Below are 24,578 nucleotides of genomic sequence, written 5' to 3'. Positions count from 1 at the left end.
TGAAAGTATATGCCGAAACCAGTAGTGGCAATAGTAGGCCGCCCGAACGTAGGGAAATCTACTATTTTCAATAGAATTGTTGGAGAGAGAGTTTCCATTGTAGAAGATATCCCAGGTGTAACGCGAGATCGCATTTATAGTGCAGGAGAATGGTTAAATCATGAATTTAACATTATTGATACAGGTGGAATTGATATTGGAGACGAGCCGTTTTTGACACAAATTCGTCAACAAGCAGAAGTGGCGATTGATGAAGCGGATGTTATCATTTTTATGACAAACGGCCGTGACGGTGTAACTGCAGCAGACGAAGAAGTTGCAAAAATTTTATACCGTTCTAAAAAACCGGTTGTACTTGCAGTGAATAAAGTAGATAATCCAGAGATGCGTAATGAAATTTATGACTTCTATGCATTAGGATTTGGTGAGCCATTTCCAATCTCAGGTACACATGGCTTGGGATTAGGGGATTTATTAGATGAAGCTGCGCAGCATTTTCCAAAGGTTGAAGAAGAGGCATACGATGACGAAACGATCCGCTTTTCATTAATTGGACGTCCGAACGTAGGTAAATCATCACTTGTAAATGCTTTGCTTGGTCAAGAACGTGTAATCGTAAGTAATGTAGCAGGAACGACACGTGATGCCGTCGATACACCATACATGAAAGATGGCCAAGATTACGTTATTATTGATACAGCTGGGATGCGTAAAAAAGGGAAAGTATACGAGAGTACCGAAAAGTATAGTGTACTTCGTGCGCTAAGAGCGATTGAACGCTCTGACGTTGTCTTAGTTGTTTTAGATGGTGAAGAAGGAATTATTGAGCAAGATAAAAAAATCGCTGGCTATGCACATGACTCAGGACGAGCTGTTATTATCGTTGTGAATAAGTGGGATGCAGTAAAAAAAGATGAAAAGACAATGAAGGCATTTGAAGAAAATATTCGTGCGCACTTCCAATTTTTAGATTATGCACCGATTGTATTCTTATCTGCGAAAACGAAAAAACGTACACAGACATTATTACCGGTTATTAATGAAGTGAATGAAAGCCATAGCATTCGCATACAAACGAATGTATTAAATGACGTAATTATGGATGCTGTTGCGATGAATCCAACACCAACACATAATGGACAACGTTTGAAAATCTTCTACGCAACGCAAGTCGCGGTGAAACCACCGACATTTGTTATATTTGTAAATGATCCAGAATTAATGCACTTTTCATATGAACGCTTCTTAAAGAATCGTTTGCGTGAGTCGTTTGGCTTCGTAGGAACGCCAATTCGAATTATTTCTAGAGCAAGAGACTAATGGAGAGGATGTGATTTTATGAAAAAAATCACAGTAGTAGGAGCAGGTAGCTGGGGAACAGCGTTGGCGATGGTATTAGCTGACAATGGTCATGATGTACGTATTTGGGGAAATCGTTCTGAGCTCATGGATGAAATGAATATGAAACATGAGAACAGTCGGTACCTTCCAGGGATTACATTGCCAAGCACAATCGTAGCCTACTCTTCTTTAGAAGAAGCATTAGTAGATGTAGATACAGTACTTTTAGTTGTACCGACGAAAGCGTACCGGGAAGTATTGCAAAATATGAAAGAAATTGTTTCAGGACCAATGACTTGGATTCATGCGAGTAAAGGAATTGAACCAGGAACTTCAAAACGTATTTCGGAAGTGATTGAAGAAGAAATTCCAGCGCATCTTATTCGAGATGTTGTTGTCCTATCAGGACCAAGCCATGCGGAAGAGGTAGGGCTTCGTCAAGCTACAACTGTTACTGCCGCTGCTAAACGTATGGAAGCAGCTGAAGAAGTGCAAGATTTGTTCATGAACAGTTATTTCCGAGTATATACGAATCCAGATATCATTGGGGTAGAGCTTGGTGGGGCATTAAAAAATATTATTGCATTAGCCGCTGGAATCACAGATGGACTTGGATTAGGAGATAACGCGAAGGCAGCACTAATGACGCGTGGTTTAACAGAAATTGCTCGTTTAGGAAGAAAGATGGGCGGGAATCCACTAACATTTGCTGGTTTAACAGGAATGGGTGACTTGATTGTAACTTGTACAAGCGTTCATAGTCGAAATTGGCGTGCTGGAAATATGCTTGGAAAAGGACATTCTTTAGAAGAAGTACTAGACAGTATGGGAATGGTCGTTGAAGGCGTAAGAACAACGAAGGCAGCTTATGAATTGGCAGAGAAAATGGAAGTTGAAATGCCAATTACATCAGTCTTATACGATGTGCTGTTCAATGGAAATAATGTAAAGGATGCAGTAGGTTCATTGATGGGACGTGTTCGAAAGCATGAAGTTGAGGCTATCCCTGATTTATTGTAAATAAAAGCTATATAGGTGCCTTTCGCACTTATATGGCTTTTTTGTTTTTCTGGGTCTTTTCACCATTTTATTTCTTTTTGCATACGATAAAAAGTAACTTGAAGAGAGGGTGAAGGAAATGGATCAGAACATTTTCAATAATATTGAGAAAGAAGCGAAAGTGAATAAAGATGATATTTTTAAATTAGCATCATCTGTACAACATGCGAATTTACGTGATGAGAAAGTGCTCCGTCAATTGATTCATCAAGTTGCTATAATGGCAGGGCGAGAGGTGCCAAAAGAGCAAGAAGATCAAATTGTAAAAGCAATTATTAATAATAATATGCCGACAGACTTTAGCTCGTTGGGGAAAATGTTTAAAAAATAAAGTATGAGAAACACAGCGTTTATAGATTGCATATGATAGCTATGAAAAAATGGAAATAGAGCTGTTTTTGGGCATATTTGGTCAACCGAAGCATTCGCTTCGGTTTTATTTTTGTTTTTACATTTGATGGCATCAGGGGTTAATGGATTTGAAAAATATTTGTAGTAAAAGTTTGGGTGAGAAAAGAATTCATAATAAAATCATGAATTGTATTTGTTTAAATTTTTTAATTTGTTAAAATAGTATAAAAACAGAGTGAGAATAAAGGGGTGTGCATATGTCGGAGGGGCTTATAAAAATGTGGTTTTCTTTAGGGGCAATGGGATTTATGTTCATGGCGGTAATCTTTATTTTGATAAGTAGACATAGGATGAAGAATAAATTTTTGAAAGGGATTACAGCGGCTGTTGCGTATACACTTGTGATCGTATCTGGGATTGTTATTTTCCTCGTTGTGTTTAGTGGACCAGTGGAGCAATAAAGGAAAGGTGTTTTTTTATTTTGCGATGAATCGTGACAGCTAAAAAATTATAAAATTCCACTAAACATAGTGGTCTAATTGCTTTCATAGCGGTAACGAGGTATACACTAGCAAGATGATAAAGGGGGATTGTCGTTGAAAAAAGTCTATATTATTTTAATATTTTGTTGTACAAGCATTTTAGCAGGGTGTATGTATCCAAGAGAAAATATGAAACAAAATGCTGTCCCCTATGAAGATCAGTTACAAGCTGTTCAAAAGGCAGTTCATACATATAAAGAGCAAAATAATGGTTTGTTACCTATAAAGACACGTGACATGAGTACACCAATTTATCAAAAATATCCTATCGATTTTCAAAAATTAGCGCCGCGTTATATGCAGGAAGCGCCAGGGAATGCATATGAAAGTGGTGGTGTATACCAATATGTATTAGTAGATGTCGAAACAAATCCAACGGTAAAGTTGATTGATGTAAGAATAGCAGAACAAATTCAAGATGTTACGCTAAAATTGCGAATGTATCGGGATGAACATCAATATCCGCCTTTTAAAAAGGTTATTGCGGATGGTGTGTATGAACTTGATTTTAAAAAGATGGGATATAAAGATGTACCGCAAGTAACTAGCCCTTATTCTGGAAAAGGATTGCCCCTCGTAATGAATGAAAAAGGGGAGATTTTTGTTGATTATCGAATGGATTTATATGAAATGCTACAAAAAAATGAAGGGAATATTAAAGAAGGTGAGGATATTCGAAATATGCTTCTAAAGGATTCACCATTTGTACCTGCATATTCTTTACCCTATACAGTAAGAAACGGGGAGCCAATTTTTTTTAAATGATAAGTCATGAACCTTTCTTCTAGCGAATAAGTTCTAGAAGAAAGGTTTTTTCATGTAATACAACTTGTGATGCAAACAAAAAGTTCTTTTTAAATAGTCATATGAAATTGGGACAAAATCATATGATATATTGTCCGAACTTCCAGAATATCTTTATGTTATATCAGATATTATAGGAAACATCAGAGAGGGTATGGTTTGTTAATAGAACTTGAATTATTCCCAAAAATTTTGAGGGAGGGAATCACTTGGAAAAGGTAGACATTTTTAAAGACATTGCTGAGCGCACAGGCGGTGATATCTATTTCGGAGTTGTAGGGGCTGTTCGAACAGGGAAATCAACGTTTATAAAAAAGTTTATGGAGCTTGTTGTTATTCCGAATATTGAAAATGAATCAGATCGGCAGCGTGCGCAGGATGAATTACCCCAAAGTGCTGCTGGACGTACGATTATGACAACGGAGCCAAAATTTGTTCCAAACCAAGCGGTTTCCATCCATGTTGATGACGGTCTTGAGGTAAATATTCGATTAGTAGATTGTGTGGGTTATACAGTTCCTGGAGCGAAAGGTTATGAGGATGAGAATGGTCCGCGCATGATTAACACACCTTGGTATGAAGAACCTATTCCATTCCATGAGGCTGCTGAAATCGGAACACGTAAAGTGATTCAAGAGCATTCTACTATTGGGGTTGTCATTACAACTGATGGAACGATTGGTGAAATTCCAAGACGGGATTATATAGAAGCAGAAGAGCGCGTAGTGAATGAGTTAAAAGAAGTAGGAAAGCCATTTATCATGATCATTAATACTGTACAGCCATACCATCCAGATACGGAGCAGTTACGTCAAAGTTTATCAGAAGAATATGATATCCCGGTAATCGCGATGAGTGTAGAGAGTTTAAGAGAAACAGATGTATACAATGTACTTCGTGAAGCTTTGTTTGAATTCCCTGTTTTAGAGGTGAATGTAAATCTTCCGAGCTGGGTAATGGTGTTGAATGAGGGGCATTGGTTACGTCAGAGTTATCAAGAAGCTGTTCAAGAGACAGTTAAAGATATAAAACGGCTTCGTGATGTAGATCGTGTCGTTTGGCAATTTAGCCAGTATGAGTTTATTGATCGGGCAAGTTTGGCTGGGATTGATATGGGGCAAGGGGTAGCCGAGATTGATTTATATGCGCCGGATGAGTTGTACGATCAAATTTTAAAAGAAGTTGTAGGTGTAGAAATTAGAGGGAAAGATCATTTGTTAAAGCTTATGCTTGATTTCTCTCATGCGAAAACAGAATATGATCAAGTTTCAGATGCTTTACGAATGGTGAAACAAACCGGATATGGTGTAGCTGCCCCAGCTCTAGCTGATATGAGTCTAGATGAACCAGAAATTATTCGCCACGGGTCACGATTTGGTGTGAAATTAAAAGCTGTTGCGCCATCTATTCATATGATTAAAGTAGATGTTGAATCCACATTTGAACCGATTATAGGTACCGAAAAACAAAGTGAAGAACTTGTTCGTTACTTAATGCAAGATTTTGAAGATGATCCGCTATCAATATGGAATTCTGATATCTTTGGACGTTCGCTTAGTTCAATTGTCCGAGAAGGAATTCAAGCGAAATTGTCTCTAATGCCAGAAAATGCACGCTATAAATTAAAAGAAACATTAGAAAGAATTATTAACGAAGGATCTGGTGGATTAATTGCAATTATATTATAGGAAAAATCCCTCTGCATGCAGAGGGATTTTTCATTTTTGTAGTGAATAATAGGAAAAATAAATAGCAATTATCTAATACTTTGTTGCATATTGTCAAGTTTCATCAGTTTTTCACATTTTCGAGGTAACAATTTCTTTAAAAATATTGAATTATACAGGAGAATCGTATAATATAGGCGTTGATAATGATTTATCTACATCTTTGTAGTATAGAATTTGTGAAAATTGCCTACAAATGAAAGTAAGACTCATTTTATGATCATTATACAGTCCTATCTTTGGGAGGAGGTGAATGGCATGAACAAGACAGATTTAATCAATGCTGTTGCAGAAGCAAGTTCCCTTTCTAAAAAGGATGCAACAAAAGCAGTTGACGCTGTTTTTGATTCTATCTTAGAAGCTTTAAAACAAGGTGATAAAGTACAATTGATCGGATTCGGTAACTTCGAAGTTCGTGAGCGTGCGGCTCGTAAAGGACGCAACCCACAAACTGGTGAGGAAATTGAAATCGCTGCAAGCAAAGTACCTGCATTCAAACCTGGTAAAGCGTTAAAAGATGCGGTTAAATAATCCTTACATATTAACAGGGAAGAAGAGTTTCCTTTTTGGAGACTCTTCTTTTTGCTTTTAAAATCATAAATATGCTAGAATGTGTTCGTATCACTTTTAGGTTTTTCGGGAGGGCTAGCGGATGGCAAAAGTTAATTTAGAACAAATTGAGCAAGCAGTACGCCTTATTTTAGAGGCAATTGGAGACGATCCAAATCGCGAGGGAGTACTTGATACACCAAAACGTGTTGCAAAGATGTATGCAGAAGTATTCTCAGGGATGCATGAAGATCCAAAGGAACACCTGCATAAAGTATTTGGAGAAGATCACGAAGAGCTTGTATTAGTAAAAGATATTCCATTTTATTCGATGTGTGAGCATCACCTTGTTCCATTTTATGGAGTTGCTCATGTTGCATATATTCCACGTGGTGGAAAAGTCACAGGTTTAAGTAAGTTAGCTCGTACGGTAGATACAATTGCACGCCGTCCACAACTTCAAGAACGTATTACATCAACAGTAGCTAATTCTATTATGGAAGTACTAGAACCACATGGCGTGATGGTAGTTGTGGAAGCAGAACATATGTGTATGACAATGCGTGGTGTGAAAAAACCTGGTGCAAAAACAGTAACTACAGCAGTGCGTGGCGTATTAGAAAATGATGCAGCAGCACGTAGTGAAATTTTGTCTTTTATTAAGACGAAGTAAAGAAAAGCGGGAAACTGCTTTTCTTTTTTATTTATCTTGCTATTTTTGGCAATAATAGCACCGATTGGCGGTGGATAACAAGTAATGGAGATCAGAAAAAACTTGTTAATTACAGTTTCACGTTATTGTGTATATAGGGCTTTACTTGCAGTTTGTTTGAATCAACCAAGTTTTGGTTATAGAAAATAGACTGTATGTGTTATAATAAGTTTTATGAATTAGAAAACAAGGGTGATTTTTGTGTGTGACATCTACGGAGGGTATGCGGGTATAAAGGAGCAGTTGCTAGCAAAACTGCGCCATCCTTATTTTATAAATTATATTGAAGAACCAGTTATTGATGAGGAAAAAGTAGTACTTTTATATGCTGCTTTAAAGAGTGCAAATTTACATAAAGAACAGATTGATCACTATGTGGTAACGATTATGCTTGTACAAATTGCTCTTGATACACATGAAAAGGTATCAAATAAAGCGGATAAAGAAACAAGTGGATTTCATAAGCGTCGTCAACTCACAGTCCTTGCGGGTGATTATTATAGTGGCTTGTATTATTATTTACTTTCAATGAATTGTGATATTGTACTTATTCGTGCACTTGCTGAAGGAATCAAAGAAATTAATGAACATAAAATTATGTTATATCAGAAGGAGTATCAAATAGTTGATGAAGTCATTGAAAGTGTGATGATGATTGAATCAGCACTTCTGCAGAAAACATGTGACCATTTTCATTTACCGCATTGGAAGCCGTTTATGGCGTATGTATTAGGGAGAAATCGTCTTCAAAGAGAGTATCAATTGCATGCTGAAAGACAAAATGTACCTGTTTTTCAAGCGGTTCAAGCAACTCTATCAAATGATGATGACAGAAACGTGGAAACCGTCTTTAAAGAGTGGTTAGAAGAAATGAACAAACAAGAACATACATTTCTACAAAGTCATAAAGAAATTGACGGTATAGTTTCTACTTTAAAAGACAAATTGAGAACATAAGCAATTTTATATTGGAAGAAGGGTAAGAGCATGCAACAATCAAAAGAAGAAAGAGTACATGACGTATTTGAGAAAATCTCTGATAAATACGATGTAATGAATTCGGTTATTAGTTTTCAAAGACATAAAGCATGGCGTAAAGAAACAATGCGAATTATGGATGTAAAACCTGGTAGTAAGGCATTAGATGTGTGCTGTGGAACTGCGGATTGGACAATTGCACTTGCTAATGCTGTTGGTCCAAACGGAAAAGTATATGGTTTAGATTTTAGTGAAAATATGCTATCTGTTGGTAAAGAAAAAGTAAAGGCTTTAGGATTAAAACATGTAGAACTTATGCATGGGAATGCAATGGAGCTTCCGTTTGAAGATGATACATTTGACTATATAACAATTGGTTTTGGATTGCGTAACGTTCCAGATTATATGCATGTATTAAAAGAAATGACTCGCGTGGTAAAGCCAGGTGGAAAAGTGATTTGTTTAGAAACATCACAACCAACGATGATAGGTTTCCGTCAAATGTATATATTGTATTTTAAATATATTATGCCGTTGTTTGGAAAGATGTTTGCAAAAAGTTATAAGGAATATTCATGGCTTCAGGAATCTGCTAGCACATTCCCTGGGATGAAAGAATTAGCAAATATGTTTGAAGCTGCTGGACTTGAGCGTGTGCAAGTGAAACCATTTACTTTTGGGGTGGCAGCTATGCATTTAGGGTTTAAACCCGAATCAAAATAGAAAAAAGACGTTTTAGGTTAAGGTGAACAATATGAAGTTACAACTTATGTACTCTTTTTTACGATCGGATATTAATGTAATAGAAAAAGAATTAAAAAAGGTTGTTGCCTCAGAGCAGCAGTTAGTGGAAGAGGCGGCGTTACAGCTCATTGAGGCTGGTGGGAAACGAATTCGCCCTGTTTTTGTATTGCTTGCAGGGAAGTTTGGGGACTATAAGTTAGATGCAATTAAGCATGTGGCAGTTGCATTAGAACTCATTCATATGGCTTCCCTTGTTCATGATGATGTGATTGACGCAGCACTTTTGCGACGTAGTAGTGCGACGGTGAATGCGAAATGGGGAGATCGTATCGCAATGTATACAGGGGATTATTTGTTTGCGAAGTCTCTTGAGTGCATTACGAATTTAGAAGTTCCAGCAGCTCATCAAGCTTTATCTTACACGATTTTGGAAGTGTGTAAAGGTGAAATTGAACAAATTAAAGACAAGTATAACTATGATCAAAATTTAAGAACATATTTGCGAAGAATAAAGAGAAAAACAGCGTTGTTGATTGCTGCGAGTTGTCAGTTAGGAGCAATTGCTTCAGGTGCGAATCGTGATACTGTACAGCGTTTGTTTTGGTATGGGTATTTTGTTGGTATGTCTTATCAGATTATTGACGATATTTTAGATTTTGTCTCAACAGAAGAAAAGCTTGGAAAGCCTGCAGGAGGCGATTTGCTGCAAGGGAATGTTACGCTGCCAGCTTTATATGCTATGGAGGATCCAAAGCTTCGTGAAAAAATTGTATCAGTTCATGAAAATACAACGGCAAGTGAAATGAAAGAAATTATTCATGCGATTAAAATGAGTCCAGCAATTGATCAAGCATTCGCATTTAGTGAACGTTATTTACATAAAGCATTAGAAGTAATAAAACCATTACCGCGCGGGCAGGCAAAATATGCTTTGCAAAATGTTGCAAAGTATATTGGAAAAAGAAAATTTTAATGGTTTGTTCTTAAAAATAAAATAATCTCTCTATTTCAAAAATATTGCACAATTGTGATAAGGGTGTTAATATGTGTGTGGGGATGTACAATTACATACATAATTTAGAAGTGGAGAGATTTTTTATGGAAAAAACATTTTTAATGGTAAAACCAGACGGTGTACAACGTGCTTTCATTGGGGAAATTGTAGCTCGTTTTGAGAAAAAGGGCTTTCAATTAGTTGGCGCGAAATTAATGCAAGTTACTCCAGAAATTGCAGGAAAACATTATGCTGAGCACACAGAAAAACCTTTCTTTGGTGAGTTAGTAGATTTCATTACATCTGGTCCTGTTTTTGCGATGGTATGGCAAGGTGAGGATGTAGTAAATACTGCTCGTAACATGATGGGTAAAACAAAACCAAGTGAAGCAGCACAAGGTACAATTCGTGGCGATTTTGGTTTAACAGTTGGGAAAAATATTATTCATGGTTCTGATTCTGTAGAAAGTGCAGAACGTGAGATTGGTATTTTCTTCAAAGAAGAAGAATTAGTAGACTACTCAAAATTAATGAATCAATGGATTTACTAATTATTTCGAGATAATTTGTAAACGCTTTAATCATTGTGATAATAGTAAAAAGTGCAAGGAGAATAGAATTATTCTTCTTGCACTTTTTTTTAATTTCAATTGGTTACGAAGCTAGGTTGGTTGTGATATATTGATACTTAAAGTAAAGGGCAAATCAATATAGAGATGATAGGCCAATGAAAAATGTGGTAAAACAGGAAGCTTATTTACTACATAAATTTTTAATTTTCTTATAGAATTATGAGAGATAATCGTTTTTTACATAGCGTGAAAAATATATATGAAAAGAGGAATGACCGATGCGATATATTACAGCTGGTGAATCTCATGGTCCCCAACTTACAACGATTTTAGAAGGGGTTCCAGCGGGACTATCTTTAGTGGCGGATGATATAAATGAAGAATTAGCACGAAGACAGAAAGGATACGGCCGCGGAAGACGAATGCAAATTGAAAAAGATCAAGTGCAAATTGTTAGCGGTGTTAGACATGGAAAAACAATTGGATCTCCAATTGCACTTGTTGTTGAAAATCGTGATTTTGCACATTGGACAAAGATTATGGGAGCAGAGCCTCTAACAGAACAAGAAGCAAAAGAGATGAAAAGACAAGTTACAAAGCCTAGACCTGGACATGCTGATTTAAATGGTGCGATTAAATACGGCCATCGAGATATGAGAAACGTACTTGAGCGATCCTCGGCACGTGAAACGACAGTTCGTGTTGCAGCTGGTGCTGTCGCTAAAAAGATTTTAGCTGAATTAGGCATACAAGTTGCTGGACATGTTGTGGGAATTGGTGGTGTACGAGCAGAAAAACTTACATACAGCTCCATTGAAGAATTACAAACCATTACGGAAGCATCTCCTGTGCGTTGTTTAGATGAAGAAGCGGGTAAAAAAATGATGCAAGCTATTGATGATGCGAAGGCAAATGGTGATTCTATTGGTGGAATTGTAGAAGTTGTTGTAGAAGGGATGCCGATTGGGGTAGGTAGCTATGTGCATTACGATAGAAAATTAGATGCAAAATTAGCAGCGGCAGTTATGAGTATTAATGCTTTTAAAGGTGTAGAAATTGGAATTGGATTTGAAGCTGCGCATAGACCGGGCAGTCAAGTTCATGATGAAATTCTTTGGGATAAAGAAAACGGATATACAAGAAAAACGAATCATGCGGGTGGATTAGAGGGGGGTATGACAACAGGAATGCCCGTTGTTGTGCGCGGTGTCATGAAACCAATACCGACATTATATAAACCTCTTCAAAGTGTTGATATCGATACGAAAGAACCTTTTACTGCAAGTATTGAGCGCTCAGATAGCTGTGCTGTACCAGCGGCTAGCGTTGTAGCTGAAGCAGTTGTTGCGTGGGAATTAGCGACAGCTTTAATGGAGCAGTTTGGAGTAGATCGTATGGATTGTATTCGTGAAAATATTGAGAAACATAATGAATATGCGAGGGGATTTTAATGGAGAACATACATATTCAAACGAAATCAAAAGAGTATGATGTATATGTTGGAAAAGATGCGTTGTCACATTTAACAATGCTTGTTCAAAATATGAAACCGGTTGTATCTAATGTAATGATAATTTCTGATGAATCTGTTGCTCCCTTGCATTTACAGACAGTTATGGATGCTTTACAAATAGAACAAAAAGTATTTTCATTTGTTGTTCCTAGTGGCGAAAAAGAGAAATCTTTCGAGAACTTTTATGCGGCACATACGTCTGCGCTTGAAAATAAGATGGATCGTAACTCTTTAGTTATTGCACTGGGCGGCGGAATGATCGGTGATTTAGCTGGATTTGTTGCAGCGACATTTATGCGCGGTATTCGCTTTATCCAGGTCCCGACAACGTTATTGGCGCATGACAGTGCAGTTGGTGGGAAAGTTGCAATTAATCATCCATTAGGAAAAAACATGATTGGCGCATTTCATCAGCCAGAAGCGGTTCTGTATCATACACCTTTTTTAAATTCGTTACCGGAAAAAGAGTGGCGTTCGGGATTTGCTGAAGTCATAAAACATGCTTTGATCGGTGATGTAGAATTATATCACTGGTTAAAGAGTGAAGTGAAGACATTAGAAGATGTACGAGATGATAAATTAATCTATATATTAAAACGAGCGGTTCCTGTGAAAGCGAATATTGTAGCGCAAGATGAAACTGAAAAAGGTGTACGTGCTCATTTGAATTTTGGACATACATTAGGACATGCCCTTGAAAAAGAGATGGGGTACGGTAACATCACACATGGTGATGGGGTTGCAATTGGTATGTTATTTGCCATATTTTTAAGTGAGCAAATTTATAAGATTGATCTTGCTTATAAAGAAATAAAACATTGGTTTTCTCAGTATGGTTATCCCAATATGCCAAGTCCTTTGAATGTAGACCGTCTTGTGCAAGTAATGAAACAAGATAAAAAAGCAAGCGCGGGGACAATTCATATGGTACTTATGCAGGAATATGGGGGAGTGAACGTCGTATCTATTTCAGATAAGACCGTTCACGTTGCGTTAGAAGCATTTCAAAAGGATATGGCATCCGCTTAAATTCGCGTGTAATTCCCGATTTGTATACAACTATGAATGTATTTTGTGAAAGAGATAGTACTGGATGATTATGCAAAGATATTCTAGTGATGATGACGGTTATGAGAGAAGTTTGCAATATAAAGAATTTCGAGATAGAAATTCTTTATATTGCAACCTAACTTAACAAAATGACTGGGGGAAGAAAAATGAGAGTAAAAGAGCAGTTGTTAACTTTGAAAGCATATGTACCTGGCAAAAATATTGAAGAAGTAAAGAGAGAGTATGGATTATCGAAGATTGTAAAACTAGCATCGAATGAGAACTCGTTTGGCTGTTCGAGTCGTGTGACAGAAGCTTTAACTTCGTTAGTTAAGCAGTATGCTTTATATCCAGATGGCGCAGCTTTTGAGCTTCGTGAAAAGGTGGCAACGCATCTTCATGTGAAACCAGAACAACTTTTGTTTGGTAGTGGTTTAGATGAAGTCATTCAAATGATTAGTCGTGCCTTATTACATAAAGATACAAATGTTGTAATGGCGAATCCGACATTTTCACAATATTATCACCATGCCGTAATTGAAGGTGCCGAAGTTTGTGAAGTGTCATTAAAAGATGGGATTCATGATTTAGATGCAATGCTTGAGCAAGTCGATGAAAAAACGAAAATCGTCTGGATTTGTAATCCAAATAATCCAACAGGTACATATGTAGAAAAGCAAAAATTACTTTCATTTTTAGAAGCAGTTCCAAAGTCTGCGCTTGTTATCATGGACGAAGCATACTATGAATATGCAGGAGCTGAAGATTATCCACAAACATTACCGCTTCTTGAAAAATATGAAAACCTTATGGTGCTGCGCACGTTTTCTAAAGCTTATGGATTAGCTGCGTTCCGAATTGGTTATGCTGTAGGGAATGCAAAATTAATTGAGAAGTTAGAAGTAGCGAGATTACCATTTAATACGTCAACTGTCGCACAAGCTGTAGCGGCAGTGGCAATAGAAGACCAAGAGTTTTTACAAGAATGTGTGAAAAAGAATGCCGAAGGGTTAAATCAATATTATAAATTTTGTAAAGAGTACGATGTATTCTATTATCCATCCCAAACGAATTTTATCTTCTTAAAAATTGGTATTCCGGGGAATGAAGCATTTGAGAGATTGATGAAAAAAGGATATATCGTCCGCTCTGGTGCAGCATTTGGTTTACCGGATGGTATCCGGATTACGGTCGGTTTGAAAGAAGAGAATGATGAAATAATTGAATTGCTTACGGAACTTGTAAAGAAAGAAGAAACATATTCTTAAAAATGGTAGCGGCTCCCATTATAGGAGTCGCTTTCTTCGTTTGTTTGCACGGTAAAGAAGGAAAGCTGTACAATAGAGAGACAGTATATGAGAACAATAGTACGTATGATGATTCATATATGAGGAGGATAAAAAAATGACAGGATTCATAAGGCAGAAAAAGGGCTTGAATGGAACGATAATTGTCCCTGGAGATAAATCTATTTCACATCGTGCTGTGATGTTTGGGGCAATAGCGGAAGGAACAACAAAAATCTCAAACTTCTTATTAGGAGAAGATTGCTTAAGTACAATTGCGTGTTTTCGGAAGCTAGGTGTGACGATTGAACAAAGTGGAAACGATGTCACTATATATGGTAAAGGATTAGATGGGTTACAGGAACCGAAAGAGGTACTAGATGTAGGAAACTCAGGGACTACCATTCGTCTCATGCTCGGTATTTTGGCGAATACTCCTTTTCATTGTGTTGTAATTGGGGATGAATCTATTGGAAAACGTCCTATGAAACGTGTTACAGTCCCTCTTCGCGAAATGAATGCACAAATTGATGGCAGGGAAGAGGGACAATATACACCATTATCTATTCGAGGAGGGGCTGTAAAAGGGATACACTATCATTCCACTGTAGCAAGTGCGCAAGTGAAATCAGCCGTTTTACTTGCTGGTTTACAAGGAGAAGGAGTAACTTCGGTAACTGAGCCGTTACAATCACGTGATCATACGGAGCGAATGCTACGTGCATTTGGATGTCAAGTAGATGTGAATGATCGGACAGTTTCATTGCAAGGTGGCCAATCTCTTATCGGAACGGAAATTGAAGTTCCAGGCGATATTTCTTCAGCGGCCTTTTTCTTAGTGGCTGGTGCAATTGTTCCAAATAGTAAACTCGTATTAAAAAATGTTGGCCTAAACCCAACAAGAACAGGAATTCTAGATGTTTTATTAGAAATGGGAGCAAGTATTTCTATTCATAATATTCGAAATGAAGAGCTTGAGCCATGTGGAGATCTTACAATTGAAACTTCTAAGTTAAAGGGAATAGAGATCGGTGGTTCTCTTATTCCAAGATTAATTGATGAGATTCCTATTATTGCTTTACTAGCAACACAGGCAACAGGAACAACAATTATTAAGGATGCCGAGGAACTAAAAGTAAAAGAAACGAATCGCATCGATACAGTGGTTAAAGAGCTTCGGAAACTAGGTGTGCAAATTGAAGCTACATCAGATGGTATGATTATCTATGGGAATCAGAAATTACAAGGAAGTATGGTTGATAGTCATGGGGATCATCGTATTGGTATGATGCTCGCAGTTGCTTCTTGTATTGTAGAGGGAGAAGTGGAAATAAAAGGTAGTGATGCGGTTGCTGTATCCTATCCAAACTTTTTTGAGCAGTTGGAATCTCTGTGAAAAAAAGAATCTTTTTCTATTGAAGAAGATTCTTTTCTCCTTCCTTTTAGTTGCTTACAAGGCAACAGTTGTTTATGATTAAATGAATAGACGAGAATATTTTTAGAATTAAAGGAGATATTTATGCAAAAGTTTGAACAAGCTGTTTCTTATATTGAAAATGGTGAGGTAGAAAAAGGATTACAGCAATTAAAAGAACAAGTGAAGCAAGGAACAGACGAGGAGAAATATGATATTGCTCGTTACTATCATACGCTAGGATTCATGGATGAAGCGTTAGCAATTATAGAAGATTTACGTTTGTTATATCCCGAAGAAAGTGAATTTACGATATTTTTAGCAGAATTATATATTGATTTAGATAGAGAAGATGAGGCAATTGAGGTACTTCATGACATTCCTGAAGATGATGAGCTTTATGTTCAATCTTTATTGCTTGTTGCGGACTTGTTCCAAATGCAAGGCTTTGATGATGTTGCAGAACAAAAGTTATTAAAAGCGAAAGAAATGATGCCAGAAGAGCCTGTTATTACATTTGGTCTTGCAGAATTATATAGCAGTAAAGGTGAAGAACAAAAGGCGATTGCTTATTACCAATCATTACTTTCTGAACACAAGGTAATGGGAGGAGTTGTGATTGCTCTTCGTCTAGCTGAAACGTTAAGTGCGATTGGAAACTGGGAAGAAGCGATTACTTATTATGAAGAAGGGTTAGAAGAGCAAAAAGATATTCATTCTTTATTCGGTTATGCATTTACACTTTATCAAGGTGAAGAATATCAAAGAGCAATTAGGGCTTGGCAAGAACTAAAAGAATTAGACCCAGAATATGCATCATTGTACATGTATTTAGCAAAATGCTATGAAAAAGAAGGAATGCTTCAAGAAAGTTACGAAACACTTCATGATGGAATTAAAATAGATGAACTATCTGTACCACTTTATGTAGAACTAGCAAATATTACGGCAAAGCTAGGTAAATTGGCGGAGGCAGAAGAAGTTCTTCGAAAAGCGCTTCAATTAGATCCAGGACATTTAGGGGCAATATTAAAATATGCCTATATCTTAAAGGAACAAGAAAAATATGAAGAGCTAATTGTGGTTGTAGAAAATGCAATTGATAGCGGGGAACAAGATACACAGTTACTTTGGGATCTTGCATTTGCGAAAAAACAATTAGAAATGTATTCAGATGCATTAAAACACTATGAAAGTGCATATACTTCTTTTAAGAATCATCCGGATTTCTTGGAAGAGTACGGTTACTTCTTGTTAGAAGAAGGTTTGCGAAAAGAGGCAAAAGAAGTATTTACACGCTTAATACAACTGGATCCGACACAAATTCATATTGAAGAATTGTTATATAATTTAGAGGATTTTTCATAATTTGGAAGGAAACTGAATGCTGCTTCTTGAATCTAAATAAGAAAAAAGAAAGACAGAGGAGGGACTTAAGCGCTATGAATACCCCTGTTTCTGTAAACGAGAAGAAGGATTTTGTGAAATGGTTTTTAAATAATTATCAACTGAAACAGCGTGAATGTGTATGGATTTTAAATTATTTAATGAGTCACGATCAATTAATGCATAAAGTTCACTTCGTAGAACATGCAAAATATTGTCCACGTGGCTTGGTTATGTCAGCAAATTGTGTAAAAGAAACACCGTTTCATTTTTTTAAACAAAATGTTATGACGACAGATGCAGAAAAATCATTTCATGACATTCGTTTAAATCGGGATGAGGATATTTATATTCAACTTAATTTTAAATCATCGTTCCAAAATGCAAATTATGTAGCAGTGTTAGAAGAAAATCCATACTTGCCAAAGCATATTGAAGTGAATGAAAAAGATCGTCTACTTGCAGAGCGCTTTTTAGAAGAGAGTGTATTTTCATTCCGAAGAGAGCGTCTTTTAAAACAAATTGATGAAGCGCTAGACAATCAGGATAAGGAAGCTTTTTGTAAGTTAACAGCAGAATTGAAAACTTTGTAAGGGATATTTGTACTGTGTAATTTTGACAAATCTCCGAATGTGTAAAGAAAAACTGCCTAATATAGGTAGTTTTTCTTTTTTTACTCGTTTTAGTATGGTTTAATATATATAAAGTGAAAGTTCTGACATTTATTTAGGTATTACGCAAAGGGGGGAGAAAAGTTGAAATGGGCTGTAAAAGATGCGGAACAATTTGTACAAGCGAGAGAGTATGTAGATACAGGTATTATACCCCTTCTTTCAATTTCAGTTGCCAAAGAGATGAAAATGGCTGTAGAACAAGGGGAATTTATTGAGGCGCTAAGTATGGAGTTAGAAAGGGAATATAAGGGAAGAGTGCTTTTATTACCCGCATTTACTTATTTAGTAGAAAAGCAGCCAGAGGAGAAAGATCGTTTGCAAGAATGGACAAATCATTTACAAGAGCAAGGGGTGAAACATATCGCTTATGTCACAAGTGATTTTTCCTGGAAAGAAGCCATCGATACATTGACAGGTCAATTATTTTGGTTACCAGCTTTATCATTAGAACAATTTAGTGATCAAGCGAAACGAGAGGTGATTCATGCACATGTCAAAAACATAATGGAAAAATTAACAGAAAAGTGGGAAAATATAAAATAAATAGATAGTTCTCATTATTATGAGTAGTATGATATTGACCTGTGCATGTGGGTATTATATCATGATAGTGTCCTAGTTTTTATTTTTTACATGGCTTTTTCACGAGGGGACAATTTCTGATAGAGGGGGGAAATTTTCGTGGGCGAGAAAGAACACCGTGTGTCAAGAAGACAATTTTTAAACTACACACTTACAGGTGTAGGAGGCTTTATGGCAGCTGGGATTTTAATGCCGATGACGCGCTTTGCGCTTGATCCAGTGTTAAGGAAAGAAGCAGTGGGAGAGATGGTTGCTGTTGCACAAGTAAAAGAGATTACGACAGAACCAAAACGCTTCGACTTTAAGGTAAAGCAGGTTGATGGATGGTATAAGTCCGAAGAACCGAAATCTGCTTGGGTGCATAAAGATGAAAGCGGAGACATTGTTGCATTTTCTCCAGTTTGTAAACATTTAGGGTGTACGGTTAACTGGAATTCAGATAAGGCACATCCTAACCAATTTTATTGCCCATGTCATGGGGGGCGTTACACAAAAGATGGTATCAACATAAAAGGAACACCACCTCTTGCTCCGTTGGATGTGTATGAATCTAAAGTAAAAGATGGAACGCTTTATTTAGGAAAAGCCAAGCCAAGAGGGGGTGCGAAATAGATGTTAAATAAAATTTATGATTGGGTGGATGAACGGTTAGATGTTACACCAATATGGCGCGATATTGCTGACCATGAGGTGCCCGAACATGTCAATCCAGCGCATCATTTTTCGGCATTCGTCTACTGCTTTGGGGGACTTACATTTTTCGTTACTGTTATTCAAATTTTATCAGGAATGTTTTTGACTATGTATTATGTACCAGATATTAAAAATGCTTGGGAATCGGTCTATTATTTACAAAATGAAGTTGCATATGGGCAAATCGTTCGCGGTATGCACCATTGGGGTGCTAGCCTTGTAATTGTAATGATGTTTTTACATACACTCAGAGTTTTCTTCCAAGGTGCTTATAAAAAGCCTCGTGAATTAAACTGGATTGTTGGCGTTCTTATTTTCTTTGTTATGTTAGGTCTTGGTTTTACCGGATATTTATTACCGTGGGATATGAAAGCATTATTTGCAACAAAAGTAGGGATTCAAATCGCGGAGCAAACACCGCTTATTGGTCCTTATATTAAAACACTACTTGCTGGCCATTCCGAAATTGTTGGCGCTCAAACACTAACTCGCTTCTTTGCTATTCACGTCTTCTTCTTACCAGCAGCACTTCTAGCCTTAATGGCCTTCCACTTCATTATGATTCGCAAACAAGGTATTTCAGGTCCACTATAAGAGATTACTAAATTAAAGGGGAAAAGAACTGAAGGAGGGAGATTATGCATCGCGGCAAAGGGATGAAGTTTGTAGGAGATTCTCGCGTACCTGTAGCTAGGAAACCAAATATTCCGAAAGATTATTCCGAATACCCAGGGAAAACAGAAGCATTTTGGCCAAACTTCTTGTTAAAAGAATGGATGGTTGGTGCGGTTTTTTTAATCGGTTATTTATGTTTAACAGTGGCACACCCGTCACCACTTGAAAGAATGGCGGATCCTACAGATGCAGGATATATACCACTTCCAGACTGGTATTTCTTATTTCTGTATCAGCTTTTAAAGTACTCATATGCATCGGGTTCATTTACTGTGATTGGTGCATTTATCATGCCAGGGATTGCGTTTGGAGCATTGATGTTGGCGCCGTTTCTTGATCGTGGACCAGAAAGGCGTCCACTGAAACGCCCTGTGGCAACTGGATTTATGCTTTTAGCCATTGCATCTATCTTTTTCTTAACTTGGGAATCTGTAGCACATCATGATTGGGCGGCGGCGAAAAAACAGGGGGCAATTGTAAAAACGACACCAGTTGATAAGAATGATGAAGGTTATAAATTGATGCAAAAAAATACATGTTTGACATGTCATGGTGATAACTTACAAGGTGGTGCAGCAGCACCAGCACTACAAAACTTAACGTTAAAACCAGAAGAAATTGCAAAGATTGCAAAAGATGGAAAAGGTGCCATGCCTAAAGGGGTATTTAAAGGCACAGATGAGGAACTGAAAAAGGTTTCAGAATTCATTACAAAGTACAATAAAAAATAACGAAGTCGACTGCAATTTTGCAGTCGACTTCGTTATTTATAAGAGGAATTTTGTTATAATAGAGTAGGAATTTTTTATCTCGCTATTTGCGAGCAGTAATACTTCCATCTCAAAGTTCAGCAAAAGAAATTAGGTGAGAGATAAACTGCCCGTAACAGCTCGATTCGTGCGGGCTGATTAAAGTTGCATTTTATGATAGGGAATTACTTTGTTTGAAAGGTGTTGTACATACAAATTGGCTTACTTGTATGCGATATTAAGGCAACGTTCAGTTTTATTATTTTTATTAGTTATCAACATATTAGGTACGATTTATGGATTTATTTGGTATGGAAATCAACTTAAGGAAACTTCACTCATATTTTGGCCGTTTGTTCCAGATAGCCCTATAGCAAGTCTCTTTTTTGTGTTTGTTTTATTCGCTTTTTTGCAAAATAAAAATTGGGGATTAGTAGAAGCTTTAGCGATTATTTCTTTAATGAAATATGGCATTTGGGCTGTTGTTGTCAATGGTATTATGTTTGTGGTGAAGGGGCCTCTTGGATTTATGAGTTATATGTTAGTCCTTTCTCATCTTGCAATGGCTATACAAGGTTTACTGTATGCCCCGTTTTACCGTATAAAAAAGTGGCATTTTATTGTAGCAGGTGTATGGACATTACATAATGATGTGATTGATTATCTATTTTGGCAAATGCCGAGATATGGAATTATGCATTTGTTCGTAGAGCAAATCGGTTATTTTACGTTTTGGTTGAGTATCGCTGTGTTAGGGATTACATATTATTTTTGCTTAAGAAAGAATCGAAAGCAATTTTCGCTATGAATTTAAATGAAGAATTGGGGAAAGTAAATGAATGAAAATAAGATAGGGATAAGAGTGCTAGATAGCTTTATAAATTCTATCGTTGCATATTGTATAGCATTTTCTATTTTTGCGATTGCAACTACAATTGTTGTGTATGGGAAATGGTTATATTATGCAGATATACACTTTTTACATATACCAGATTTGGCTAATATGACAGAGCTGGAGATTAAGAAGAACTATGATGTACTAATTACATATCTTTCTCCTTTTTATCATGGGTCATTACAGTTTCCTACCCTGAATATGTCTACAAATGGAAGAATCCATTTTGTAGATGTGAAAAATATTTTAGTGAATATTCAATACGCAATGTGTATGGCACTCGGGATCGTTTTACTGGGCGGGTGGTATTTATTACGTAAACGAAAAGTGAAGTTTTTATTATATGGTGCAATTCTCACAATTATATTTCCGATAGCGCTTACTCTACCAATTGCTATTGATTTCGAAAAGAGTTTTGTATTATTTCATAAGCTCTTGTTTAGTAATGATTACTGGCAATTTGATAGTGAAACAGACCCTATTATTTTAATGTTACCAGAACAATTTTTTATGCATGCAGCATGTGTAATTTTAATATTGATTTTATGTGGAAGTGTTTTTTGTTATGGCTTGTATCGATATTTAGTAAAGAAGAGAAAATCTTCCGCAAAAAAACTTTATTCATAAAGTGAAACTGTATTCCTTACCAATCGGGATAAAATATTTTCCGCCTTCGTTCTGTTCTATTCTTGTCCACCTAAACATATTTTGTACTAGTAGTTATAGGGGGGACCGGAATGAAGAGAGCATTAATTGGAATGATAGCATTTCTGCTTATATTGTTTCCAGTACGTATATATGCTGAAGAGTGGAATGAATTAACAGGGTTATTAGATGATTCTTTGCAGCTTGTCAAACAAAAGGAAGATGAAAAAGCAATACAAGTGTTACAACATTTTTCAGAGCAATTTGTGTTAAAGGAGAATGTACAAGAAAAGAAAGTAACACCGATGCATTTTCGAGTCATTTCTTTAGCATATGATAAAGCCCAACAATCTCTCGGAGGGGAAAGTTTAGATAGACAGATGAAGATAGACGATGTGTTAGCCTTGCAATTGGCGGTAGATGCAGAGGTATCTAAATTTCAACCTCTTTGGATGGAGCGAGAAGAGCGGGTCATGGGCGCTTTTGCTAAAGTGGAAAAAGCAATGAAAAAGGAAGACGATGAGCGTTTTCAACAATCGTTAAATACATTTTTGCATGAATTTGATATTATTTATCCAAGCTTAATGATTGCGCTACCAGAGAATCAATCGCAGCGTGTGAATGCACACTTATCGTATTTGGATGAATTTCGTAATATGATGTTAAAAAATAAAAGTGGGCAAACGCAATTAGGCATCATTAAAGGAGATTTACAAAAAATATTTCAAACGGTAAAGAAAGATGAAGTAGATTCGTCTCTTATTTGGTTTATGACAATTACAGGAGGGATTATTTTATTCACATTAACATATGTAGGGTGGAGAAAATACAAAGGTGAGAAGGCGAAGCGTAAAAGTGGTCTTCATTCTAAAAATCGATAACACTGTAAATGAAGGCAAGGATTGTAAGGTTTCTTTGTTGACAATGTTTAAAGAAGAAAATAGAATGGGAAGTATTAATAATTACGACTTTACTGGAGGTTCATGATGTTTTATTTAATTTACTTCGCGATCATTATGATCATACCGTTGTATGCACAGTCTAAAGTACGTAGTGCTTATAGTAAGTATTCACAAGTGTATTCCACATCAGGTATGACAGGGGCGGAAGTAGCTCGAAAAATTCTAGATGAAAATGGTTTGTACAATATTGCTGTAGAAGAAACACCAGGTCATTTATCAGATCACTATGATCCAACAGCAAAGACGGTTCGCTTGTCTACAGATAACTATTATGGCCATTCTGTTGCAGGAACAGCTGTAGCGGCTCATGAAGTAGGACATGCGATTCAGGACGCGAAAGATTATAATTTTATGCGCATTCGCCATTCACTAGTTCCGATTGCGAACTTTGGATCTAATATGTCATGGATCTTTATAATGATTGGTATATTTGCGACGATGACAAAATTGTTGTTATTAGGGATTGTTTTAATGGCAGCAGGTGTGCTTTTCCAACTTGTTACATTACCGGTTGAGTTTGATGCATCTAAACGTGCGATGCAGCAAATTGAAGCACTTGGAATTGTATCAACAGATGAATATGGGCAAGCTCGTAAAGTATTGAATGCAGCAGCGTTAACATATGTGGCAGCTGCGGCTGTGGCGGTATTTGAATTACTTCGTTTAGTACTAGTGTATACGGGTATGCAGCGTAGTGATGATTAAAGGCTATCGATTTCGATAGTCTTTTTTCTTTATCTTGGTAATTCAAATGTAACAGTTTGACCTTTGGCAGTATCTTGTAAGTTCATATCAACTGTTGGGCCAAATTCTAATGTGAATTTCTTGTAGATTTGTATTTAGAGCCATGAAATATTATACATTCATTATGTAAATATCGCAATTTTCTTTTTAAAGTAAATAATCAACATCTTTTTATTTATGTATTACATTAAATTGATTAAAAAGTAGTGTAATGAATTTTAATGCGAAAGTTATAATAAGTATAAATCAAGTGATTATAAGTGAAGGTGATGGAAATGCAATATCCAGATTCATTAGTACAGCATGTGAAAGAGCGTAGTGCTAACTATGCATTAGAGGGATTTTTATGTGGACAGGGTCCTAAAAATCCCAAATTGATGCTTGTTGGGGAAGCACCTGGAGAAACGGAAATTCATAATGGTATTCCATTTAGTGGAAGAGCAGGGAAGCAGCTAATGACATTTTTAGAGCGCATTGATATTACAAGGCAAGACGTATACATTACGAGTGCGGTTCGAAGCCGTCCCTATACATGGAGAGAGAAAAGAGAAAGAAATGGACAAGTTAGTCAGAAAAAATATAACCGAACACCAACTCAAAAAGAGATACTTGCACATGCTTCTTTGTTAGATTACGAACTAGAACAAATTCAGGCACCGGTTATCGTAACGCTTGGGAATATTGCATTAAAGCGTTTGGTTGGACGGGATCAAAAGATTACGGAGGTTCACGGAGAATTATTACAGCAGCCGGTACAAAAGTTAAAAAATAATCAAAGCACGGAATTTGTATGGACTGAGAAAGTATATAATATTTTTCCGACTTTTCATCCGGCTTCTATTTTTTATAATAGAAGTTTGTTGGAATTCATTTATGATGATTTCGAAAAGTTGAGGAAGTACATATAGTAGATATCTTTCTAGAAGTATTTAAAAAC

General features: G+C 36.6%; 27 protein-coding genes. All 27 read left to right on the top strand.

The window, feature by feature from the left end; translation table 11 throughout:
• The first annotated feature begins 9 nt into the window (after nucleotides 1–9).
• The 27 genes from der to ACIQ7L_RS03600 all read left to right on the top strand — a co-directional run bounded on the left by der (nucleotide 10) and on the right by ACIQ7L_RS03600 (nucleotide 24,549).
• On the top strand, nucleotides 10–1,320 hold the full coding sequence (der, locus tag ACIQ7L_RS03730) for a ribosome biogenesis GTPase Der (protein ID WP_400566734.1): 1,311 nt from the start codon (nucleotides 10–12) through the stop codon (nucleotides 1,318–1,320).
• An 18-nt stretch (nucleotides 1,321–1,338) separates the two neighbouring features.
• Entirely contained in the window at nucleotides 1,339–2,361 is a 1,023-nt protein-coding gene (locus tag ACIQ7L_RS03725) for an NAD(P)H-dependent glycerol-3-phosphate dehydrogenase (RefSeq protein WP_097897243.1), read from the top strand.
• Between the two features lie 118 nt (nucleotides 2,362–2,479).
• A complete protein-coding gene (locus tag ACIQ7L_RS03720; RefSeq protein WP_400566731.1) occupies nucleotides 2,480–2,731 on the top strand; it encodes a stage VI sporulation protein F in 252 nt (83 codons plus the stop codon).
• Nucleotides 2,732–3,008: 277 nt separating this feature from the next.
• Nucleotides 3,009–3,212 carry a DUF2768 domain-containing protein gene (locus ACIQ7L_RS03715; protein WP_400566729.1) on the top strand — a complete coding sequence of 68 codons (204 nt, stop codon included), beginning with the start codon at nucleotides 3,009–3,011 and terminating at the stop codon, nucleotides 3,210–3,212.
• Between the two features lie 135 nt (nucleotides 3,213–3,347).
• Nucleotides 3,348–4,058: a hypothetical protein gene (locus ACIQ7L_RS03710; protein ID WP_400566726.1), complete on the top strand. Its 711-nt coding sequence runs from the start codon at nucleotides 3,348–3,350 to the stop codon at nucleotides 4,056–4,058.
• Between the two features lie 248 nt (nucleotides 4,059–4,306).
• Nucleotides 4,307–5,785: a stage IV sporulation protein A gene (gene spoIVA / locus ACIQ7L_RS03705; protein ID WP_097897238.1), complete on the top strand. Its 1,479-nt coding sequence runs from the start codon at nucleotides 4,307–4,309 to the stop codon at nucleotides 5,783–5,785.
• A gap of 297 nt (nucleotides 5,786–6,082) precedes the next feature.
• Nucleotides 6,083–6,355, top strand: coding sequence for an HU family DNA-binding protein (locus tag ACIQ7L_RS03700; protein ID WP_001043860.1), 273 nt, complete (start codon nucleotides 6,083–6,085; stop codon nucleotides 6,353–6,355).
• A gap of 121 nt (nucleotides 6,356–6,476) precedes the next feature.
• A complete protein-coding gene (gene folE, locus ACIQ7L_RS03695) occupies nucleotides 6,477–7,046 on the top strand; it encodes a GTP cyclohydrolase I FolE (RefSeq protein ID WP_026591201.1) in 570 nt (189 codons plus the stop codon).
• Between the two features lie 240 nt (nucleotides 7,047–7,286).
• A complete protein-coding gene (locus tag ACIQ7L_RS03690) occupies nucleotides 7,287–8,042 on the top strand; it encodes a heptaprenyl diphosphate synthase component 1 (protein ID WP_097897237.1) in 756 nt (251 codons plus the stop codon).
• A 30-nt stretch (nucleotides 8,043–8,072) separates the two neighbouring features.
• Nucleotides 8,073–8,786, top strand: coding sequence for a demethylmenaquinone methyltransferase (locus ACIQ7L_RS03685; protein WP_097897236.1), 714 nt, complete (start codon nucleotides 8,073–8,075; stop codon nucleotides 8,784–8,786).
• A gap of 31 nt (nucleotides 8,787–8,817) precedes the next feature.
• Complete coding sequence (gene hepT / locus ACIQ7L_RS03680) at nucleotides 8,818–9,780, top strand: heptaprenyl diphosphate synthase component II (protein WP_097897235.1); 963 nt, start codon at nucleotides 8,818–8,820, stop codon at nucleotides 9,778–9,780.
• Nucleotides 9,781–9,905: 125 nt separating this feature from the next.
• Entirely contained in the window at nucleotides 9,906–10,352 is a 447-nt protein-coding gene (gene ndk, locus ACIQ7L_RS03675; protein ID WP_097897234.1) for a nucleoside-diphosphate kinase, read from the top strand.
• A gap of 299 nt (nucleotides 10,353–10,651) precedes the next feature.
• Nucleotides 10,652–11,824, top strand: coding sequence for a chorismate synthase (gene aroC / locus ACIQ7L_RS03670; protein ID WP_400566720.1), 1,173 nt, complete (start codon nucleotides 10,652–10,654; stop codon nucleotides 11,822–11,824).
• Entirely contained in the window at nucleotides 11,824–12,915 is a 1,092-nt protein-coding gene (aroB, locus tag ACIQ7L_RS03665) for a 3-dehydroquinate synthase (RefSeq protein WP_400566718.1), read from the top strand. Before aroC ends, aroB begins: the two co-directional genes overlap by 1 nt.
• A 188-nt stretch (nucleotides 12,916–13,103) precedes the next feature.
• Nucleotides 13,104–14,204, top strand: a complete 1,101-nt coding sequence (gene hisC / locus ACIQ7L_RS03660) for a histidinol-phosphate transaminase (RefSeq protein ID WP_400566716.1) — start codon at nucleotides 13,104–13,106, stop codon at nucleotides 14,202–14,204.
• Between the two features lie 136 nt (nucleotides 14,205–14,340).
• Nucleotides 14,341–15,618, top strand: a complete 1,278-nt coding sequence (aroA, locus tag ACIQ7L_RS03655) for a 3-phosphoshikimate 1-carboxyvinyltransferase (RefSeq protein ID WP_400566714.1) — start codon at nucleotides 14,341–14,343, stop codon at nucleotides 15,616–15,618.
• A gap of 123 nt (nucleotides 15,619–15,741) precedes the next feature.
• The gene (locus ACIQ7L_RS03650) at nucleotides 15,742–17,004 is read left to right on the top strand and encodes a tetratricopeptide repeat protein (RefSeq protein WP_400566711.1); all 1,263 of its coding nucleotides are present in this window, start codon (nucleotides 15,742–15,744) and stop codon (nucleotides 17,002–17,004) included.
• A gap of 74 nt (nucleotides 17,005–17,078) precedes the next feature.
• On the top strand, nucleotides 17,079–17,615 hold the full coding sequence (locus ACIQ7L_RS03645) for a ReoY family proteolytic degradation factor (protein WP_097897228.1): 537 nt from the start codon (nucleotides 17,079–17,081) through the stop codon (nucleotides 17,613–17,615).
• Between the two features lie 162 nt (nucleotides 17,616–17,777).
• The gene (locus tag ACIQ7L_RS03640; protein ID WP_400566708.1) at nucleotides 17,778–18,239 is read left to right on the top strand and encodes a YpiF family protein; all 462 of its coding nucleotides are present in this window, start codon (nucleotides 17,778–17,780) and stop codon (nucleotides 18,237–18,239) included.
• Nucleotides 18,240–18,377: 138 nt separating this feature from the next.
• Nucleotides 18,378–18,890, top strand: a complete 513-nt coding sequence (gene qcrA, locus ACIQ7L_RS03635; RefSeq protein ID WP_097897226.1) for a menaquinol-cytochrome c reductase iron-sulfur subunit — start codon at nucleotides 18,378–18,380, stop codon at nucleotides 18,888–18,890.
• A complete protein-coding gene (qcrB, locus tag ACIQ7L_RS03630; protein ID WP_097897225.1) occupies nucleotides 18,891–19,565 on the top strand; it encodes a menaquinol-cytochrome c reductase cytochrome b subunit in 675 nt (224 codons plus the stop codon). It begins immediately after the preceding gene.
• A 44-nt stretch (nucleotides 19,566–19,609) separates the two neighbouring features.
• Nucleotides 19,610–20,377, top strand: coding sequence for a menaquinol-cytochrome c reductase cytochrome b/c subunit (gene qcrC, locus ACIQ7L_RS03625; RefSeq protein WP_400566706.1), 768 nt, complete (start codon nucleotides 19,610–19,612; stop codon nucleotides 20,375–20,377).
• Between the two features lie 235 nt (nucleotides 20,378–20,612).
• Nucleotides 20,613–21,203, top strand: a complete 591-nt coding sequence (lhaT, locus tag ACIQ7L_RS03620) for a lipoprotein heptaprenylglyceryl N-acetyltransferase LhaT (protein ID WP_400566703.1) — start codon at nucleotides 20,613–20,615, stop codon at nucleotides 21,201–21,203.
• Between the two features lie 27 nt (nucleotides 21,204–21,230).
• Nucleotides 21,231–21,917, top strand: coding sequence for a lipoprotein intramolecular transacylase Lit (gene lit, locus ACIQ7L_RS03615; RefSeq protein WP_400566701.1), 687 nt, complete (start codon nucleotides 21,231–21,233; stop codon nucleotides 21,915–21,917).
• A 110-nt stretch (nucleotides 21,918–22,027) separates the two neighbouring features.
• Nucleotides 22,028–22,816 (top strand): sporulation protein YpjB, encoded by a 789-nt coding sequence (gene ypjB / locus ACIQ7L_RS03610; protein WP_400566698.1) that lies wholly within the window; start codon nucleotides 22,028–22,030, stop codon nucleotides 22,814–22,816.
• A gap of 102 nt (nucleotides 22,817–22,918) precedes the next feature.
• On the top strand, nucleotides 22,919–23,602 hold the full coding sequence (locus tag ACIQ7L_RS03605) for a zinc metallopeptidase (protein ID WP_400566695.1): 684 nt from the start codon (nucleotides 22,919–22,921) through the stop codon (nucleotides 23,600–23,602).
• A 314-nt stretch (nucleotides 23,603–23,916) separates the two neighbouring features.
• Nucleotides 23,917–24,549 (top strand): uracil-DNA glycosylase, encoded by a 633-nt coding sequence (locus ACIQ7L_RS03600; RefSeq protein ID WP_400566693.1) that lies wholly within the window; start codon nucleotides 23,917–23,919, stop codon nucleotides 24,547–24,549.
• Nucleotides 24,550–24,578 lie beyond the last annotated feature (29 nt).

The organism is Bacillus sp. NPDC094106, assembly GCF_044764345.1.
Classification (GTDB): domain Bacteria; phylum Bacillota; class Bacilli; order Bacillales; family Bacillaceae_G; genus Bacillus_A.
The sequence above is the reverse complement of the archived record's forward strand: the minus strand, read 5'-3'. Positions and strand labels throughout refer to the sequence as shown.